This window comes from Halobacillus alkaliphilus (assembly GCF_900113125.1).
Classification (GTDB): Bacteria; Bacillota; Bacilli; order Bacillales; family Halobacillaceae; genus Halobacillus; species Halobacillus alkaliphilus.
On sequence record NZ_FOOG01000003.1, the window covers coordinates 162,731 to 180,786 of the forward strand.

General features: G+C 40.4%; 23 protein-coding genes. 1 reads left to right on the forward strand and 22 read right to left on the reverse strand.

Annotated elements, in window-relative coordinates:
- Positions 1-48: 48 nt before the first annotated feature.
- The 9 genes from ccsB to BMZ06_RS03545 form a co-directional block, all read right to left on the reverse strand.
- Positions 49-1,239, reverse strand: a complete 1,191-nt coding sequence (ccsB, locus tag BMZ06_RS03505; RefSeq protein WP_089750172.1) for a c-type cytochrome biogenesis protein CcsB — start codon at positions 1,237-1,239, stop codon at positions 49-51.
- A 29-nt stretch (positions 1,240-1,268) separates the two neighbouring features.
- Positions 1,269-2,903, reverse strand: coding sequence for a cytochrome c biogenesis protein ResB (resB, locus tag BMZ06_RS03510; RefSeq protein WP_089750173.1), 1,635 nt, complete (start codon positions 2,901-2,903; stop codon positions 1,269-1,271).
- Between the two features lie 28 nt (positions 2,904-2,931).
- Positions 2,932-3,486: a thiol-disulfide oxidoreductase ResA gene (gene resA, locus BMZ06_RS03515; RefSeq protein ID WP_089750176.1), complete on the reverse strand. Its 555-nt coding sequence runs from the start codon at positions 3,484-3,486 to the stop codon at positions 2,932-2,934.
- 53 nt (positions 3,487-3,539) lie between these two features.
- Positions 3,540-4,268 (reverse strand): pseudouridine synthase, encoded by a 729-nt coding sequence (locus tag BMZ06_RS03520; RefSeq protein ID WP_089750247.1) that lies wholly within the window; start codon positions 4,266-4,268, stop codon positions 3,540-3,542.
- A 137-nt stretch (positions 4,269-4,405) separates the two neighbouring features.
- Positions 4,406-4,921 carry a spore maturation protein gene (locus BMZ06_RS03525; RefSeq protein ID WP_089750179.1) on the reverse strand — a complete coding sequence of 172 codons (516 nt, stop codon included), beginning with the start codon at positions 4,919-4,921 and terminating at the stop codon, positions 4,406-4,408.
- A complete protein-coding gene (locus BMZ06_RS03530) occupies positions 4,918-5,508 on the reverse strand; it encodes a nucleoside recognition domain-containing protein (protein ID WP_089750181.1) in 591 nt (196 codons plus the stop codon). The genes BMZ06_RS03525 and BMZ06_RS03530 overlap by 4 nt, the downstream gene beginning before the upstream one ends.
- Complete coding sequence (locus tag BMZ06_RS03535) at positions 5,496-6,587, reverse strand: D-alanyl-D-alanine carboxypeptidase family protein (protein WP_089750184.1); 1,092 nt, start codon at positions 6,585-6,587, stop codon at positions 5,496-5,498. Before BMZ06_RS03535 ends, BMZ06_RS03530 begins: the two co-directional genes overlap by 13 nt.
- 447 nt (positions 6,588-7,034) lie before the next feature.
- Positions 7,035-7,616, reverse strand: a complete 582-nt coding sequence (scpB, locus tag BMZ06_RS03540; protein WP_089750185.1) for an SMC-Scp complex subunit ScpB — start codon at positions 7,614-7,616, stop codon at positions 7,035-7,037.
- Positions 7,607-8,362: a segregation/condensation protein A gene (locus BMZ06_RS03545; RefSeq protein WP_089750187.1), complete on the reverse strand. Its 756-nt coding sequence runs from the start codon at positions 8,360-8,362 to the stop codon at positions 7,607-7,609. Before BMZ06_RS03545 ends, scpB begins: the two co-directional genes overlap by 10 nt.
- Before the next feature lie 146 nt (positions 8,363-8,508).
- Here BMZ06_RS03545 and BMZ06_RS03550 point away from each other — a divergent pair, with 146 nt between their 5' ends.
- Positions 8,509-8,976, forward strand: a complete 468-nt coding sequence (locus tag BMZ06_RS03550) for a DUF309 domain-containing protein (RefSeq protein ID WP_089750188.1) — start codon at positions 8,509-8,511, stop codon at positions 8,974-8,976.
- A gap of 43 nt (positions 8,977-9,019) precedes the next feature.
- Here the strand turns inward: BMZ06_RS03550 and BMZ06_RS03555 are convergent, their stop codons facing one another.
- From BMZ06_RS03555 to spoIIAA, 13 genes are all read right to left on the reverse strand, one after another.
- Positions 9,020-9,385, reverse strand: a complete 366-nt coding sequence (locus BMZ06_RS03555; RefSeq protein ID WP_089750190.1) for a GNAT family N-acetyltransferase — start codon at positions 9,383-9,385, stop codon at positions 9,020-9,022.
- Positions 9,386-9,658: 273 nt separating this feature from the next.
- Complete coding sequence (locus tag BMZ06_RS03560; protein ID WP_089750192.1) at positions 9,659-10,111, reverse strand: site-2 protease family protein; 453 nt, start codon at positions 10,109-10,111, stop codon at positions 9,659-9,661.
- A gap of 20 nt (positions 10,112-10,131) precedes the next feature.
- Complete coding sequence (locus BMZ06_RS03565; protein WP_089750194.1) at positions 10,132-10,566, reverse strand: peptidylprolyl isomerase; 435 nt, start codon at positions 10,564-10,566, stop codon at positions 10,132-10,134.
- A gap of 6 nt (positions 10,567-10,572) precedes the next feature.
- Positions 10,573-11,877, reverse strand: a complete 1,305-nt coding sequence (gene lysA, locus BMZ06_RS03570) for a diaminopimelate decarboxylase (RefSeq protein WP_089750196.1) — start codon at positions 11,875-11,877, stop codon at positions 10,573-10,575.
- 112 nt (positions 11,878-11,989) lie between these two features.
- Positions 11,990-13,435, reverse strand: a complete 1,446-nt coding sequence (locus tag BMZ06_RS03575) for a spore germination protein (RefSeq protein ID WP_089750248.1) — start codon at positions 13,433-13,435, stop codon at positions 11,990-11,992.
- 54 nt (positions 13,436-13,489) lie between these two features.
- Entirely contained in the window at positions 13,490-13,840 is a 351-nt protein-coding gene (gene spoVAE / locus BMZ06_RS03580) for a stage V sporulation protein AE (RefSeq protein ID WP_089750198.1), read from the reverse strand.
- Positions 13,837-14,853 (reverse strand): stage V sporulation protein AD, encoded by a 1,017-nt coding sequence (gene spoVAD / locus BMZ06_RS03585; protein ID WP_089750200.1) that lies wholly within the window; start codon positions 14,851-14,853, stop codon positions 13,837-13,839. The genes spoVAE and spoVAD overlap by 4 nt, the downstream gene beginning before the upstream one ends.
- 12 nt (positions 14,854-14,865) lie before the next feature.
- Positions 14,866-15,324: a stage V sporulation protein AC gene (gene spoVAC, locus BMZ06_RS03590; protein ID WP_089750202.1), complete on the reverse strand. Its 459-nt coding sequence runs from the start codon at positions 15,322-15,324 to the stop codon at positions 14,866-14,868.
- Positions 15,325-15,353: 29 nt separating this feature from the next.
- On the reverse strand, positions 15,354-15,764 hold the full coding sequence (locus BMZ06_RS03595) for a stage V sporulation protein AB (RefSeq protein WP_089750204.1): 411 nt from the start codon (positions 15,762-15,764) through the stop codon (positions 15,354-15,356).
- A complete protein-coding gene (locus BMZ06_RS03600) occupies positions 15,751-16,368 on the reverse strand; it encodes a stage V sporulation protein AA (protein WP_089750206.1) in 618 nt (205 codons plus the stop codon). Before BMZ06_RS03600 ends, BMZ06_RS03595 begins: the two co-directional genes overlap by 14 nt.
- Positions 16,369-16,470: 102 nt before the next feature.
- The gene (gene sigF, locus BMZ06_RS03605; RefSeq protein ID WP_089750208.1) at positions 16,471-17,217 is read right to left on the reverse strand and encodes an RNA polymerase sporulation sigma factor SigF; all 747 of its coding nucleotides are present in this window, start codon (positions 17,215-17,217) and stop codon (positions 16,471-16,473) included.
- A 10-nt stretch (positions 17,218-17,227) separates the two neighbouring features.
- Complete coding sequence (gene spoIIAB, locus BMZ06_RS03610) at positions 17,228-17,668, reverse strand: anti-sigma F factor (RefSeq protein WP_089750210.1); 441 nt, start codon at positions 17,666-17,668, stop codon at positions 17,228-17,230.
- Positions 17,653-18,018: an anti-sigma F factor antagonist gene (gene spoIIAA / locus BMZ06_RS03615; protein WP_089750212.1), complete on the reverse strand. Its 366-nt coding sequence runs from the start codon at positions 18,016-18,018 to the stop codon at positions 17,653-17,655. The genes spoIIAB and spoIIAA overlap by 16 nt, the downstream gene beginning before the upstream one ends.
- Between the last annotated feature and the right edge of the window lie 38 nt (positions 18,019-18,056).

The following is an 18,056-nucleotide window of genomic DNA, read 5'->3' on the forward strand; positions in this document are numbered from 1 at the left end:
ATAAAAATGGCAGGCGGGGTAAAAACCCTTCCTGCCTTTAAGAATAAATCATGCATAGGAGTGAAGTCCAGAAATCACCAAATTTACCGCAATTAAGTTAAACATGATAATTCCAAAACCACCGACGGCAAGCCATGCCGATCTCATTCCATGCCAGCCTCTTGAAAGCCGCAAGTGTAAATAAGCAGCATAGAAAAAGAAGGTGATCAAAGCCCACACTTCTTTAGGGTCCCAGCCCCAGAAGCGATCCCATGCTTGCTGAGCCCAAATCATGGCAAAAATAAGGGCGCCTAAAGTAAATACAGGAAATCCGATCGCCACAGCACGGTAGGAAACTTCATCGACCAGTTCTGGATTTACTTTTTTTCTAAGCATAGGCTGTAGAAATGCCCCCACTCTTTTTCTCATTAAGAGTCTGGATACTCCATAGAGGAGGAGACCGCCAAGTAAGGATAGAATAAAGGTATTTAGCTTAACAGCTGCATCCTCCCCGCGCATCCATTCCGGCGCTTCAATGAGGGGCTGCATAGCTCCCTCGGTAACTAAATCTCCATCTGCCGGTCCGATAAAGGCAGGCATCTGGTAAGTAATTTCCGTCTGCTGACCTTCAATTGGCGCTTGGAAAACTGATTGATAATTCAAGGCGCTAAAGCCAGATGATAAAACGATGAAAGCAACCACAGCAGCTATTGTATAAATAACGAACTCGAGCCACGATGTGTGTTTACTTGTTTTGGACTGATCGATCTGGGAAATTAAGTAAATCAATCCTGCAACAAAGCTGACTGATAATATACCCTGGCCAAGTGAAGCTGTCGTGACATGAATATAGAGCCAGTGTGATTGCAAAGATGGTACTAATGGAGAAATTTCAGTCGGAAACATGCTCGCAAAAGCGATGATCAATAAAGCTATAGGCAATGCAAAAAGACCAAGCAGATCCACTCTGTAAATAAAATACAGGACAATGAATGCAAATACGAGCATCATTCCAAAGAACGTGGTGTATTCAAATAAGTTACTAACTGGTGCATGGTGACTTGCAATCCACCTTGTTATGAAGTAACCCACTTGAGTTATAAAACCCAGTATAGTAATAGATATTCCTATATTCCCTGCAGTTCTGCTTTTCGCTCTCTTTTTATCCCTGATGGTAGCCCCAAAGAAAAAAGTTGCGATCAAATAAAGGAAAAAAGCAGCATATAGTAAATTTCCACTAATTGCACTTAAATCTCCCATTTTTTATCCTCCTCAAACACTAATTAATTCTATTCTTTCTTTTCATACTGATCCCGGGGCTCCTGAATGTGAGTTCCAGAAATTACTTTGTTTATCTCCTGCCTGAGAGCATACCAGTTCTTATTCGTATGCCCGGCAATCCAAACTCCATTTTCTTTAGGCTGAAGCCAGATTCTCCGATGGTTCCAATACATTCCCTGGATAACACCAATCATAAAAATGGCACCACCTAAAGCAATAAGCGGAAGTGTATGGTCCTTCTTAACCGTAAGTCCTGTTACGTCGCGGACGTCAAAATTAACAAGACCGATTTTATAGTCGTTTTCTCCACTAGCATCCACATTGGCACCAATTCCTAGAAAGCTAGTTTCTGCTTCTTGAGAATCAGGAGGGTAAAGAGTAAAGACGAAAGCAGGATTTTTTGGATATTTGGAGACCGATACAGGGGCTCCTTCCTGCATTTCATATTCAGGGAAATAATTATCTATCTCTACACGATAGCCGCTATCGAGAGTGTATTCATTCTTAGGGTCAGACAAATCTACGGTAAACTCCCCATAGTTTGTATCTTCATTTCCTTTGTCATGAATTTTAAAAGTCATTTCTTTAAACTCATTTAACTGATAACTGGCTTGATAAAGAGCGAAATCATCAAATTTGATCGGATGGTTCATTTTAGCCTGCGTATCTTTCAGTTCTGCTAATTCTGGTTCTTTACCAGGGATAATCTCATCCGTTCGTTCATAAATGACTGCGTTAGTCTGAAAGGTTTTCGGAATAGGTCCGCCTTGTTTTTGAATCGCTTCTTTAAACCGAGCATCCGTTTCATCGTCCTCATTATAAGTTTCCAAGATAAAATCTTTGTTCTTTATATAATATTGACCTTCCGTTCCTGGAATCATAGCAGTTTCGCCTTCACGCACCCATATAAAATCGTCAATGTAAAATGCCGGGACAAACCGAAGCAATGACCCTACTAAAAATATAATTAGACCTATATGGTTTACATACGGCCCCCAGCGGGCAAACCGGTTTTTTTCAGCAAGTATGTGGCCATCCTGCTCATAAATTTTAAATCTGCGCTTTTTTAAATTCTTTTTGTAAAGTTCCAGATCTACCTGATCAGCCTCTGTCACACCAAAAATACGTTGTTTTTTCATGAACAATTCATGACGCTTGGGCTTTTGTTTTTTTAATGTTTTATAAAGAGGAAAAAATCGGTCGATACTCGCAATGACAATTGAAATACCTATCATGGCAATTAACAACATATACCACCATGAACTAAATAAATTATGAAAACCAAGCTGGTAATAGATTTGTCCTAACAGCCCATACTGATCTCTATAGTGTGAAGCTGGATCTACGTTTGGAGGTATGTACATTTCCTGGGGGAGAATGGTACCCACCGCTGAAGCAATTAACGTAAGAACAATCAGCCACACGCCCACCTTTACAGAAGAAAAGAAATTCCAGACTTTGTCCACAATCGTACGGTTATAAGTTTGAGACCGCCGTGCACTGCCATCGTACCGCATGTTAAGAAGCTTCTTGTCTTCGTTGCCATTGATATGTTGATTCCCTTCAATAGGTTTACCACACGCTTCACATAGAACCGTACCTTCAGGGTTCACATGGCCGCACTCACATGTTATTTCGTTCATATTAAAACCTCACAATATCAAGTAAACTCTACTCTTCAGGTACAATTTTTTGTAAGTGGCCTTCCAATTTACTTAAAGTAAGTGGACCAATTACTTTCTCTACAATTTCACCCTCAGAGTTGATGAATAATGTCGCAGGCAGATTGCTCACGTTATATAAATCCATAACCTGACCGTTTTTATCTTGTAAGACCGGAAAACTTAAATTATATTGGTCTATAAAATTCTGTACGACTAGTTCAGTGGAATCGAGGTTAACCGCAAGAATTTCTACCCCTTTTTCTCTAAATTCGGGATATAACTCTTCCATATAAGGCATTTCATCCTTACAGGGGCCACAATACGTTGCCCAAAAATTAACCATAACTCCTTTACCTTTTAAATCATCTAAAGCCATTGTCTCTCCACCGCTCCCAAATTTTTGCAATTGAAAGTTAGGAGCTTGTTCTCCTTGAGCAATAACGGAGTTCTCTTCTTTTGCATTAGAAATAAGAGCAAATATGACCAACCCAGCCATTACAGCAAGAATAACCGTACGAAAAACAAGCCTTTTTCTTTTTTTCTTTAGTGTTTGTTCCTTCATATCATTCACTCCCAACTCATTATAACATTGATTGGAAACGGAAAATTTGAACGTTATTCAACATTTTTTTCTGCAAGCTGGCGAAGCTGCTTAACTTCATGAGGTTTTAATGGACGAGAGTCTCCAGCGTTCATTCCATGTAAATCAAGCGTACCGTATCTCTCACGCTTAAGTTTATCGACTGGATAGCCAAGAGCTTCGAACATGCGGCGTACTTGTCGGTTCTTTCCTTCATGTAGAATAACTTGTATAATCGCACTGTTTTTTTTCGGATCAGAAGAATTAATCTTGGCGTGCACAGCCTTTAAATACTCTCCATCAATATTTATTCCTTTTTTCAATTGCTGAAGCTGTTCACGTGAAGGAATCCCCTTTGTTTTCGCAATATATACTTTATCAACTTCATGCTTGGGATGCATAAGAAGATTGGCGAATTCGCCGTCATTTGTTAAAAGAAGCAAGCCGGATGTATCGTAATCAAGCCTGCCGATTGGAAAGATCCGCTCATCTACTTCCGGCAAATAATCCGTAACAACTTTACGGCCTTTATCATCGCTTACACTAGAAATAACGCCACGCGGTTTATAGAGCAAGTAATAAACCGGTGCCTCTTTAACGATAGGTACTCCCTCTACCTCAACCTCATCATTCGAGCTCACTTTTGTTCCAAGTTCTTTAACTACTTCACCATTAACTTTAACCTTACCATCTATAATCATTTGTTCTGCTTTTCTACGAGAAGCTACACCTGCATGGGCGATCACTTTCTGCAGTCTTTCCATTTCAGCCATCCCTGGTCACCAACCTTTTCACTCTTTAATCTATACACAACAGGAAGCCACGCTGAGGTACTCCAGCGCGGCTTGTCGACTCCTTAACATTATACACATTATAGGCATAATGCACAAAAGCCATCCTATCAACTAAATAGGATGACTACAACTATTACAGAAGCTATTATACCAACCAGATCCGCCAATAGTCCAACCTTTAAAGCATCTCCCATTTTTTTAATTCCTACAGCCCCAAAATATACCGTAATGATATATAATGTCGTATCCGTGCTTCCCTGCATGACTGAGGCGAGGTGTCCGATAAATGAATCCGGCCCGTATGTTCGAATGAGTTCGGTGGTCATGCTTAAAGCGGCCGTACCCGATATAGGACGAATAAAAGCCAAAGGAAGGATTTCTTCAGGAAATCCTACAGCCCTTGTGACAGGTTCAAAGAGGTGCAAAATAGCTCCCATAGCTCCGGAAGCCTGAAAAATAGCAATCGACACCATCATTCCTAATAAAAAGGGGAGTAAAGAAATAGCAATTTGAATTCCTTCTTTACTTCCTTCTACAAATACTTCATAAGCAGGTACATTTTTCAGCGTTGCTGTAATAAGTACAATTAATATAATCCCTGGAATTAACCATATGCTGATCATGTTCTCATCAACCTTTTTCTACGGTAATAGAAATATCGATCAATCAACAGAGCAGCACATGTCGATATTATAGTGGCCAGAATAGTTGCGCCTACAATGCTGGTTGGATCCTCTGAACCGTACTTCATGCGGATGGCAATTACAGTAGTAGGAATTAACGTAAGAGAGGATGTGTTGATAGCTAGTAATGTAATCATTGACCGGCTGGCTTCTTGAGAGTTTGACAATCTCTTAAGTTCGTTCATTGCTTTTAGTCCCATAGGAGTAGCCGCGTTGCCCAGTCCGAACATGTTAGCTGTCATATTTGAAAGAATGTAACCAAGAGCTGGGTCGTTTTCAGGAATATCAGGAAAAATTTTTCTTACAAAGGGTCTGAATAACTTAGCTAATCCTTTCAGCAGTCCTGCCTCTTCCGCAATTTTCATAAGTCCCAGCCAAAAAATAAGTACTCCGGCAAGGCTCAGCGCGATCATTACAGCTTCGTCCAGGGTAGAAAAAATCGCTTTGTTTACATCCTCCATCGTTCCATTGAAGGCTGCATAAACAATTCCTATAATAGCTAAAAGGGCCCAGATTAAGTTGACCACGGCACCACCCCCGTAATCTTACCAAGAAAGTTTTTCATTCCGGATATCAGGGACCGTTTCGGCCGTTCATGCCATACAGAGGCTTGTACGAGCGGAATTTCTCCCGCCTTAAATTGACGCATACCCGCCATGTTTTCCTGTTCTACCCCATTATATCGATAGAATGTTGCTTTCACCTTTTCCTTTTCTGCGACAGTGAGAGGGAAGTAAATATCCCGAGGTAAGTAATAGCTCTGCCCATTTGTTTCAACTGTACCCTCGGATTGAAGTTTGACCGACTCAAAGTTTTCAAATCCCCATTCAAACATACGTTGATGATCATTCCAATCGTCTGGTGCATTTAAAGTAACAGCAATTAATTCCATGCCGTCTTTCTCGGCACTGCTCACCAGGGTGCGTCCTGCTTTCTTTGTGTATCCAGTTTTCCCTCCATTTGCAGGTGCGTAGTATTTAGTCAATAGTTTATTTTTGTTCATCCAGGCATAGTCTCTGTTTTCAGACCGAAAAGATTCGCTTCCGGTAATTTCTCGAAACGTTTCATTTTTCATGGAGTAAGCCATTAACAAGGCAAGGTCATAAGCACTTGATAAGTGCTCCTCCCCATCCAGGCCGTGCGGATTCTCAAAGTTGCTGTTATTCATACCGAGCCACAGAGCCTTCTCATTCATCATTTGTGTGAAACCTTCCACACTTCCGCCTACATGCTCAGCAATCGCTACAGCAGAGTCGTTCCCTGAACGCAGCATTAAACCATAGACTAAATCCTTAAGAGGTATTTTCTCATTCTCGGTTAAATAAATCGAAGAACCTTCTGTATGTACCGCTCTACTGCTTACTTTTACTTTCTCTTCCATCTTCCCTGATTCAATTGCTATAATAGCAGTCATAATTTTAGTTGTACTAGCGATCAAGGACGCCTTATAAGCATCTTTTTCGTATAAGACGCGGCCTGACTCAGAATCCAGTAATACCGCATGCTCAGCAGAAACGGATAGGTTTGGATTTGCCTGGACGGGTTTAATTATAAGGAGTGATATAATCATTGCTAAACATAAAGAAGATAATATAGGCTTTTTCACCGGGGGACCTCCCTGTTTTCGTCATTTGATTTACCTTATGCTTCCCGGTACAGGCTTATGAGTACTTCCTCCTGTAACTAATAATCAAGCTTCCTAAGCTAGTGGACTGAACAAGGAGTTTTCTTTTCTTTTTTTACGATGGCTTTGTTAAAGTTTATTGTTGATTTTTCATAAGAGGATTATTACGCAATTGAGCCGTGTACTATAAGACTCGATTTCGAGATAAATTGTGTCTGTTACGATATGAGGAGGGGACTGGCGGGGGAATAACTCGTCTTGTTCCATCGCCCAGACACTATAAATTTTAACTGAATCCATAAAAATGCGGCTTCATCTCTATAAGATTTAGAGCTGAAACCGCTTTGATAGACATAATTATTTTAAACTGTTTACTTAACCGCCTAAGGCAGTATATAGATCTGCCTCTTTTCTGATAAGATTAATAATCTATTCCTCAGTTGCAGTAAAATTACCAAAGAAAAGGTCCGCTTCTTCCTCTAAATTTTCTGCTTCTTTAAGTTCTGAAAGCGGTGGTAACTCACTTAAAGAGGTAAGCCCGAAATAGATTAGAAAATCCTTTGTTGTACCAAAGAGTACAGGACGGCCTATAGCTTCTTTTCTTCCTTTTTCCTCAATTAACCCTCTGGTAACAAGAGTTTGCACTGCTCGATCACTTTTCACTCCTCTAAGATCATCAATTTCTATCCTAGTAATAGGCTGCTGATAAGCAACAATGGCAAGCGTCTCAAGAGCGGCCTGGGAGAGACGAGTATTCCCCGGCGAGTCTATCAGCCGCTTATAATAAGAGGCATGTTCAGGTTTGGTGGTCAAATGCAGAACTCCATGGGAATCCATGATAGTAATCCCTCTGTGAGCGCTCTGGTAATCCTGTTTTAATTCTTCTAATATATCATTTAACTCTTTTTGGCTTATTTCGAGAAGGGTACCTATTTTTTTGCGGGTTAAGCCTTCATCACCGGAGGCGAACAGTAGCCCTTCTACGATGGCTTTGTATTCCTCTAACTCCATGGGGCATCCTCCATTTTAAATACAATTAATTCTTCAAAGTGCTGCTGCTGCACACAAACGATGTCATTACTTTTCATCAATTCTAAAATAGCCATGAAGGTAACAACTATGTGCGGGCGGGATCGTTTTTTAAATAACTGGTAAAAGGAGGTTCCACCTTCTTGCAAATCAACTTGAGTCAAAATTTCTTCCATTCTCATTTGAATAGGGACTTCATCCCTTTTTATTTTGGTTTCTTGAACTTGTTCATTTGCATTACTTCTGGAAAGCATCTTACTCATAGCATGAATCATATCATAGATAGACGCCTCTCCCTGCTTAATAGCAGGCGCCTCTTCTTGTACATCTTCCTGGCGCATAGGAGGGCGGGTGTATATTCTGTTTGCTTCTACTTCTTTTTCTTTTAACCCTTCAGCTGCCTGTTTATATTTACGATATTCAATCAGCTTTCTCATAAGATCTTCCCGAGGATCTTCTTCTAAGCCTTCCTCATCTACTTCCTCAAGGATAGGATTAGGCAGTAGCATCTGACTCTTAATGGCAAGCAGCGAAGCAGCCATGACTAAGTATTCACTGGCAAGGTCTAACTCTAATTCTCTCATCGTATGAATATAATTCATATACTGATCGGTTATTTTAGAAACCGGGATATCATATATATCGATTTCGTAACGATTCACTAGATGCAAAAGAAGATCCAGCGGTCCTTCAAATCCATCTACTTTAACTTGATAGCTTTTAGTCATCGTATTCTTCCTTTGTTATTATCAATTGACGATTATCATCGTATCAAAAAATGTTAAGTAAGTGAATTGTACACTACAGCTTGTGATTCTGTTCCTCGGTCGTTTACAATAATTAATTGAAGTGAAAATTTGCGGAGGTATCTTGTATGTACCCTGAGAAGTATATAGAGTTTTTAGCTCATTTTCATGGGACGAGAGATTATTTTGAATGCCATGAAGTGCTGGAAGAGCATTGGAAATTAGTTGAACCTAAGAACCGCCTCTCTGTTTGGGTTTTACTCATACAAATTGCTGTTTGTCTATACCATTACCGAAGGGGTAATCTTCGAGGAGCACTTACCCTTATAAATAGATGCTTAGAAAAGCTTGAACCTAACATTTATGAAATCGAAAATATAGGAATTTCTTTTTCTTTATTATCCAATAAATTAGAAGAAATGAAAACACAAATCGAGAAAGGTTATTCTTACAAGAGTATGAATCTTCCTATTAAGGATGAACAGCTGCTTGAAGAGGTTCAACTCCTATGCACAAAATGGAATGTAGCTTATGGAAGCCCGAGTAATTTACAAAATAACTATATAATTCACAAACATAAATTAAGAAAAAAATAAAAGTGAGCACAAATAAAGGAGATGTCCATGGACATCTCCTTTCCTATACTTGTGAAGAAGGTCTTTGTGATTCACATTTTACCACAAATGATTCCGTGGCTTCATCTGCACAAATTTCGTATTGACTGCCGAAATTCTCTTGTATACGTTGGATCATTTGTCTGCCAATACCTGAGTTTCTATGGGATGGGTTTACAGATACATGCTGAATGATCACTTTCCGACCTTCCACTCGAATTCCAATGGTTCCAAGAATATCTTCATCTCTCCATAAGAATAAATTCCAATTTTCATTCGTCTCATATTCCTTTATGATTCCTTGAAGCATCTTCAAATCTGATACCTCAGGCATAAAGGACAAAAGACCCATTGCAATCTTTTCAAATGATTTCTTATATCGAATTAACATAGTTACCCCTCAATTATGAAAATAACTTTTCTTAATCTATTCTATAGAACGGCGATGCTAATCCTATAGAGCGGTGAAGTTTTCTCACCAGCAATAAGCTACTGCACAATTCCAAACCAGTAGTAGATGCCCCAGGCAAATCCTAGTACAAGCAGAAAAATAAACAGTGTCCAATTCTTCTTTCTCATTCAGCTTCCCCCGGAATATTTGGTTTTGCATACAAAATATAGAATAACAAATTCACTTGAAGATGCAACCCTTTGTAGTAACCCTCTAAGATTTGACCGACCTAAAGTATTGAAAGAAACGGTAGCCATCTGATTTTATACCTTTGATATAAAAGGGAAAGCTATTGGTTATGGCCAGATATCCGTTGAACAAATAGAAATAAAAGAATACTTCCGGTTGCTCTGTAACTGGACGCAGAAAAAGAAGAGAAGCCACCACTCCGTTTAACAGAGGCCCTCCCATACTTATCCAGGCTTTCTCTTTAAACGAAAAAGATGGTGTCTTCTCGTTGATTGAGTGCCCGCCGTTAAAGAAAAACATACGAACATACACTTGCAGTTTTCCAACACGGAAATTGTATATTGTCCTGCCTGCTCCAATAATAATATAAGATTTTTCAGCACGAAAAATCATTGCGAACAGTACATGACCCATCTCGTGTATAAATAGACCAAGTGGAGCTATTAAGAAGAGCAGGAGAAAAACATCGAGAACCATGAACGTCTTCCTTTATTGGATTACTTGTCTTCGACTCTAACCTTGTACATAACATCTCCAGGGCGAACGCGGTCTACTGTATCGACACCTTCAATCACCTGTCCAAATACTGTATGACGACCATCTAAGTGCGGCTGTGGAGAGTGGCAGACAAAGAATTGACTTCCTCCTGTATCTTTACCCGCGTGAGCCATGGAAAGAGAACCTCTCTTATGTTTATGAGGATTGCCTTCTGTTTCACATTTGATCGTATATCCAGGCCCTCCCGTTCCATTTCCATTAGGATCTCCGCCTTGTATAACAAAATCGGGGATGACACGGTGGAAGGTCAATCCATCGTAAAATTCACTATTCGCAAGTTTTTCAAAGTTTTCTACCGTTCCAGGAGCTGCCTCATCATATAGTTCTACTAGCATTTTTTCTCCATTTTCAAATTCAATTGTTGCTTGTTTCATCTCTTCCTACCCCTCTCTGTTTAAATAAGATAAATCTAACCTTGTTATTTCCTGATAACTTTCTCTTCGGACAACCAACTGATGGTTGCCATTCTCAACAAAAACAACAGCCGGCTTTTGAAAGCGATTGTAATTGTTTGCCATAGAATAACCATACGCTCCCGTACTAAAAACTGCAAGTAAATCCTCATGTTCGACTTTTGGAAGTTCAGTCTCCCAGATTAGCATATCTCCTGATTCACAGCATTTTCCAGCGATAGCATATTCTTGGTGGTTTATTTCCTTCATTTTATTAGCTAAAACCGCTTCGTACTTAGCTTGATAAAGTGCTGGACGGATATTGTCGGTCATTCCTCCATCCACGGAAACATAAGTTCTGATTCCCGGCACATCTTTAATAGACCCAACTGTATATAAAGTAATTCCAGCTTCCCCTACGATTGCCCTGCCTGGTTCTATCCAAATTTCAGGAATAGGATAATTGTAACGGGCAGAAAGCTCTGTCACTTCCTTAATTAAGGAGTGGGCATATTGATCCAAGTCTAACGGCTGGTCTTCTTCCGTATATTGAATTCCAAATCCTCCCCCTAAATTTAAGACGGAAGCTTGGTAGTCATACTTTTCAGACCAATCATTTAGAGCTGAAAAGAGTTTACGGGCAGCCATTTCAAATCCACTCGTTTCAAATATTTGCGAACCAATGTGGCAGTGGAGCCCCTTCATGTTTATTCGACTTGCTTCATTAACTTTTAGAAAGGCTTCTTCTGCTTGCCCACTGGACAAATCAAACCCAAATTTTGAATCCTCCTGGCCAGTCAGAATGTAGTCATGGGTATGGGCTTCTATTCCTGGGGTTACGCGAAGCAGAACGTCCATTTCCTTTTGCTGTTCTTGTAAAATAGCATGAAGCAGTTCAATTTCATAGAAGTTATCAACCACGATACAGCCTATATTATTCTCAACCGCCATTTCCAGTTCCTGAATACTTTTATTATTTCCATGCATATGAATCTTCTCAGCAGGAAAGCCAGACTCCAGAGCCGTATGAAGTTCCCCTTCTGATACCACATCCAGACTTAACCCTTCTTGGCGAGCCACTTCAAGCATAGCGATTGATGAAAACGCCTTACTTGCATACGCTACCTGCGCAGGGATGTCATAATCCTGAAAGGTGTTTACGAACGCCCTGGCATTTGCTCGTATTTTATCCACGTCATATACATATAAGGGAGTTCCATACTGATCGGCTAAGTCTTTGGCCGGAATGCCGCCGATCAGCAGAGCTCCTCGCTGATCTGTTTCGTAATTCATAAAAAACACCGCCTTTTGTACCTCTTAAAAAGAAAATGCTCCTTCATAAAAGGAACATCTCTCAAGTTGATTTATTTTAATTTATCACATTGATAAAGAGCCGGCAATATAATTACGATCTTTGCCTCTGATTATTCTGGGGATGAACAATGCTCGGCCTTACTTTTAATGAAGGCATAGACATCCGTAAAACAATCTGAAGAGCTGCTTTAGCATTAAATGGAAGAAACGGCCAGAGGTATGGAGTGTTTAGAGATTTAGTATGAGCAAGTATTATAATGTACAGGGTCATACCAATCATAAATCCTTTGATACCAAACATAGCGACAAATATGACAAGCAGGACGCGGGACATTTTATTCGCAACAGAAAGTTCGTAGCTGGGGGTAGCATATGAGCCTATAGCACTCACAGCGACATATAAAATCACTTCGGGTACAAACATCCCGACATCAATAGCAATTTGTCCTATTAAAACGGCAGCAATTAAACCCATTGCGGTGGATAAAGGCGTGGGCGTATGGATGGCTGCAATTCTGAGCATTTCCAGTCCTAAATCTGCTAATAGAATTTGCATGATCACTGGTATCGTGCTTTCTTCATTAGGCCCAATAAATGATAGCTGCTCAGGTAGCAAGTCCGGTTGCATAACAAACAGCATCCAGAGAGGCAGCAAAAATACAGAAGCAAATATCCCAAAAAATCGGACCCACCTTACGAACGTGCCGACAGCAGGGGATTGGCGGAATTCTTCGGCGTGCTGGACATGATGAAAATAGGTAGTTGGAGTAATGATCATACTCGGGGATGTATCCACCATAATTACGACATGACCTTCAAATAAATGAGCGGCTGTAACATCTGGCCTTTCCGAGTACCTTACCAGCGGAAAAGGGTTCCGCCCTTGATGAACGAGAAATTCTTCAAGCGTTTTGTCAGCCATGGATAGCCCATCAATCTTAATATTTTTTATTTCCTTCTTAAGGAGCTCCACAAGTCCCGGGTCTGCTACATCTTGAATATACGACAAGCAGATATCTGTTTTTGAACGCTCTCCTACTTGCATGATTTCATGCCTCAAACGTTCATCACGAATTCGCCTTCTAGTTAGTGCGGTATTTTCAATAATATTCTCTGTATAACCATCCCTGGATCCGCGAATAACTTTCTCAGTATCGGGTTCCTCTGGTGTTCGTCCAGGATACGATCGAACATCTACGATGAAAGCTTCTGTTTCGCCTTGTACAAAGATTACAACTAATCCTGATAATAATTGAGTTATACATTTCTCAATTGAAGAAACCACTTCAACTTGCTGGTGAGGGATTTCATCTTTGATCTGCTGAAAAACCGAGCGCTTCTCGCTGTCACTTTCAACTTCATTCATTTCAAACAGCTGTCTCATCAGCTCTACAATAATAGGTGTTTCACATAATCCGGTAACGTAGTAAAGATTAATTTCATGATTTAGCAGGTGCAACGTCCGGAAACCTATATCAAATGATTGCCCCACACCCACTCGCTCATTCATTACCTTTCGATTTTGTTCTAATTTCATCACGATTGGTGTTTTAACCCGCTCAGTCAAAGATGTCACCTCCCTAATTGCTTGTTATCCTTTCGGTTTAAAAATGACAGCTACAATAAAACCAAACAATATAGCTGATGCTATACCTGCGGATGTTAACTCAAAAATACCAATAGCTACACCTATAATTCCGTGTTCATCCGCTTGTTCCATAGCTCCATGTAAAAGCGAATGACCAAAGCTTGTAATTGGCACGGTGGCGCCTGCTCCTGCAAATTCAATCAAATTATCATACAAGTCAAATGCATCAAGAACCGCACCTGCTACAACGAAAGACGACATAACATGAGCTGGAGTTAATTTCGCAAAGTCAAGTAACAGCTGTCCAATAACACAGATTCCTCCACCTACGACGAAAGCCCATAAAAAATTCATTGAGAAACTTCCCCTTTCGTTAAAACTACAGCGTGAGCGATCCCAGGGATGGATTCTTTCTGCTGCATCATTGTTGGGCTCATTAGGGCTCCAGTTGCAACGATTAATATACGCTGATAAGTACCCAGTTTTAAATCATCCAGCAATTTACCGTAAGTAACCACAGCCGAGCAAGCGCATCCGCTCCCCCCGCTGAATACAGGCTGGTCACTATGATATACCATTAAACCACAATCCTTATGAACAGGCGTGATATCATAACCATCCTGTTTCATAAGATCACGTAAGATCGGTGTCCCCACAGAAGATAAATCGCCAGTTGCAATGACATCATAATCTTCAGGTACTCTCCCCATATCTTCCAGGTGAGTTTTAATTGTATCCCATGCAGCAGGTGCCATCGCAGAACCCATATCAAATGGATCTTTAATTTTGTAATCCATTACTTTCCCAATTGTAGCTGCTTCAATTTTAACCGGGGAAGGAGTCTTAGATACTAACGCCGCTCCACTTCCTGTTACAGTAAATGTTGCGGTTTTTGGTTTTTGTCCTCCGTATTCAGTTGGATATCTAAACTGCCTTTCCGCCGTAGCATTATGAGAGCTTACTGCTACCAACGCCTGTTTTGAGTAACCAGCTTCCACTAGCGCTGCTGCCGTAGCTAAAGTTTCCATACTCGTAGAACAAGCACCGAACATGCCGAGTAAAGGGATGCCTAGTTGTCTGGCAACATAGTTTCCAGTTACATTTTGGTTCAAAAGATCTCCTGCTAAAAATAAATCAACATTCGATTCGTCCACTCCCGCTTTTTGAAGACAAGAATGAACGGCGTCTATCATTAACCGACGTTCCGCTAACTCCCAGTTATCTTCTCCGCAATGAAGATCATCGTGAACACGATCAAAAGTGCTGCTGAGTGGTCCCTGTCCTTCTAGAGGACCTACTGCGGTACCTGAAGACTGTATATAAACTGGATTAATAAAAGACCATGATTGCACTCCTGTTTTTCCCATAGTGTATTCCTCCTAAAAAATAAGCGACCAAAGATAACGTAAAATACCTAGAACATAAGCAGCTACTACTCCAAACACAATGACAGATCCAGCCAGTTTAAATAAGTTCGTGGCTACACCTAGCACCAGCCCCTCACTCTTATGCTCAAGCGCTGCAGATGTAATAGAATTAGCAAATCCTGTTACTGGTACGGCTGATCCCGCGCCTGCAAACTGTCCCAGTTTATCGTAAACCCCAAATCCTGTAGCCAGTGCAGACAAAAGAATTAACGTAGCTACAGTCGGGTTGCCCGCATCTTTTTCAGAGTAATCAAACCAATGGACGTACATTTCTGTAAGCAATTCTCCCAGCACACATATTAATCCCCCGATAATAAAGGCCTTAATTACATTAAGTACATAAGGAGGTTTAGGTTGATACGTTTTACTAGCCTTCTCATAATTCTGTTCGTTAAGTTTTTGTTTGTCCAAAGCATATACCTCCTCTATTTTATAAGTGGTTATCGAACAAATATCAGCCATTGAAAAAGTGACCCGGCAATTTTACCTAGAACGAGAGCCATAAGCAGAGTAAACAAAAAACCATCTACACCAACTCTTTTAAATAAAAGTGGAAATACATTCAATACTTCTGTTAATGCAGCTGCCAGCATTCCAATAAAGATTCCGTGAAAAAGCCCCCAGATAACGAGACCAATGATAGAGACTTGTATGGGGCCATCCCCAAACGATAAGTATATTCCAAAGAATACCCCCAGAATTACCGCTGCCTCATACAAGCGCAGCTTAGACTCTGAGTGGCTAAGCTGCATTAATCGAGGTACAATCCCTAATACAGTTAAAAAAGCAACGAAACCGGTCCCCACAGCTATACCTGAGGCAAGTCCGATAAGTGCTTCAATGATCTGCATCCTGTTTTTCCACCTTATTTTCTTTTACAGCTACGTACCGATCTAAATCTTGCTGATAATTGAAGATTTCTACTTCCATAGGACTGGGTTCTTCGTTAAAACGTTTCTGAAACCAATGATTAAAGAAGAGGATCATCCCTATTCCAAGACCCAGAGAATAAGGAACTTGAATCCATAACGGGTGTTCTTTCTCTTCTCCAGTAAGCATGAAATGGAGTTTTTGCTGTACAGATTCCATGCTTACGTCATAATGAAAGTTCATAATGGCCATAGCCGCTCCGATAAAAAGAAGCAGCCAAATTCCTGAAATCAGTAAAAGAGAAGGCTGCTTTTTATGCTTTTCAATGTGCACCACACATTGGCTCGGACCGAGCAGTTCTACTTCTACTTGGGGAAACTTAGAAAGAACCTGTTCAATAATCATGAAGCCATCAATGACTACTATGTTTTGGTCATCAGCTTTTACTTTGTGAACAACCATATTTGGTAACACAGTCTCGTAACGTCTAGATCCAGTGATACGGGCTATATCTCCTAATCGTATCGTCGATAAAGGGTCTGTATTAATCGATTGTTTGATACGGATATAAACAGGAGTCGTCATAATTTCGCCTCCCTGTCTGTGGCATAGGCTTATTATGTGTGTGATTGGAAAAAAACATACAATTACACAAAACAAAAAAACTGCGTTCTAATTGAACGCAGTTTAACTCGTATCATTCATCGTCTGTTTCATATCAGCCAATATTTTCTTCTCAAGTCTTGAAACCTGAACTTGAGAAATACCTAAGCGTTCGGCTACTTCTGTCTGGGTCTGATCTTTATAATAGCGCAAGTAAATAATCAGACGTTCTCTTTTTTCAAGCCGGCTTAATACATCCTGAAGTGTGATTTGATCAAACCAGTTATCTTCCTCTTCTGCAATTTGGTCAACTAATGTTATAGGGTCTCCTTCATTTTCATATACCGTTTCATAAATGGATTGAGGAGATCGTCCAACTTCCTCCGCCTGGACGATTTCCTCTCTTGTCATTCCAAGAGCTTCAGCCAATTCATTCACCGTAGGGGACCGCCCAAGATTCTTCATTAATTCTTCTTTTTTTCCCCTGACTTTATGATTGAGTTCTTTTAAACTCCGGCTGACCTTAACGGTTCCATCATCACGGATAAATCGCTGAATTTCTCCAATAATCATTGGAACGGCATATGTTGAAAAACGCACATCATAACTTAAGTCAAATTTATCAATTGATTTGAGCAAGCCGATACAGCCAATTTGGTAAAGGTCGTCTTGATCATATCCCCTGCGTAAGTATCGCTGTACAACCGACCATACCAATCTTGTGTTTTTTTCGACTAAAAAGTCTCTGGCATCCTGGTCTCCGGCTTGACTTCTTCGTATCAGCTCTTTGACATTTTGGTCGGATAAGCGTTCTTTAGTGGTATCACTCATAGCGACCGCCTCAATTGCATAAAGCTCTAGTTGATGTGAGCTGCTTCATCATACGGATTGTGGTTCCAATATCTGGATCAGACGTGACATCCACCTTATCCATGAAATTTTCCATAATTGTAAATCCCATACCGGAACGTTCCCATTCAGGTTTTGAAGTAAAGAGAGGCTCTTTAGCTTCTTCAATGTCGCTGATTCCTTTACCTTCATCTTTTATAATAATTTCAATTTGTTCGCCATCTATTGCACATGAAAGCATAACTTTCTGATGTGGATTTTCCTCATATCCATGAATGATCGCATTTGTGACAGCTTCCGAAACAACCGTTTTAATATCCGTAAGCTCTTCCATTGTAGGATTCATCTGACTGACAAATGCCGCTACCGCCACGCGCGCAAGTGATTCGTTTTCACTTACACTCAAGAATTCGAGTGTCATCTCATTTCGCATGAAGCCACCCCCAATAGTTCAAGAGCATACGATTCGCTATCAACTAACCTCATAATCTTAAACATCCCGGATAAATCAAATAACCGCCTGACTTCTGGAGATATAGAACAAATAATCATTTCATTCCCTGAAGCTTGAACCTCTTTATATCGCCCAAGCATAACCCCGAGGCCGGAACTATCCATGAAGTTAAGTTTTTTTAAATTAACAACTACATGGTCAACATTGTTCTGCTGAAGCTGATCCCGCCAGGATGCGCGGAGTTTACCGGTCTCATGATGATCAAGTTCTCCCTCCAAGCGAACTACCAAAACATTCTCTTTAGTAACAAATTCCACGTGAAGACTCAATTGGTTTCCTCCTCTAACTTATAAGAGTCCTTAAGTCT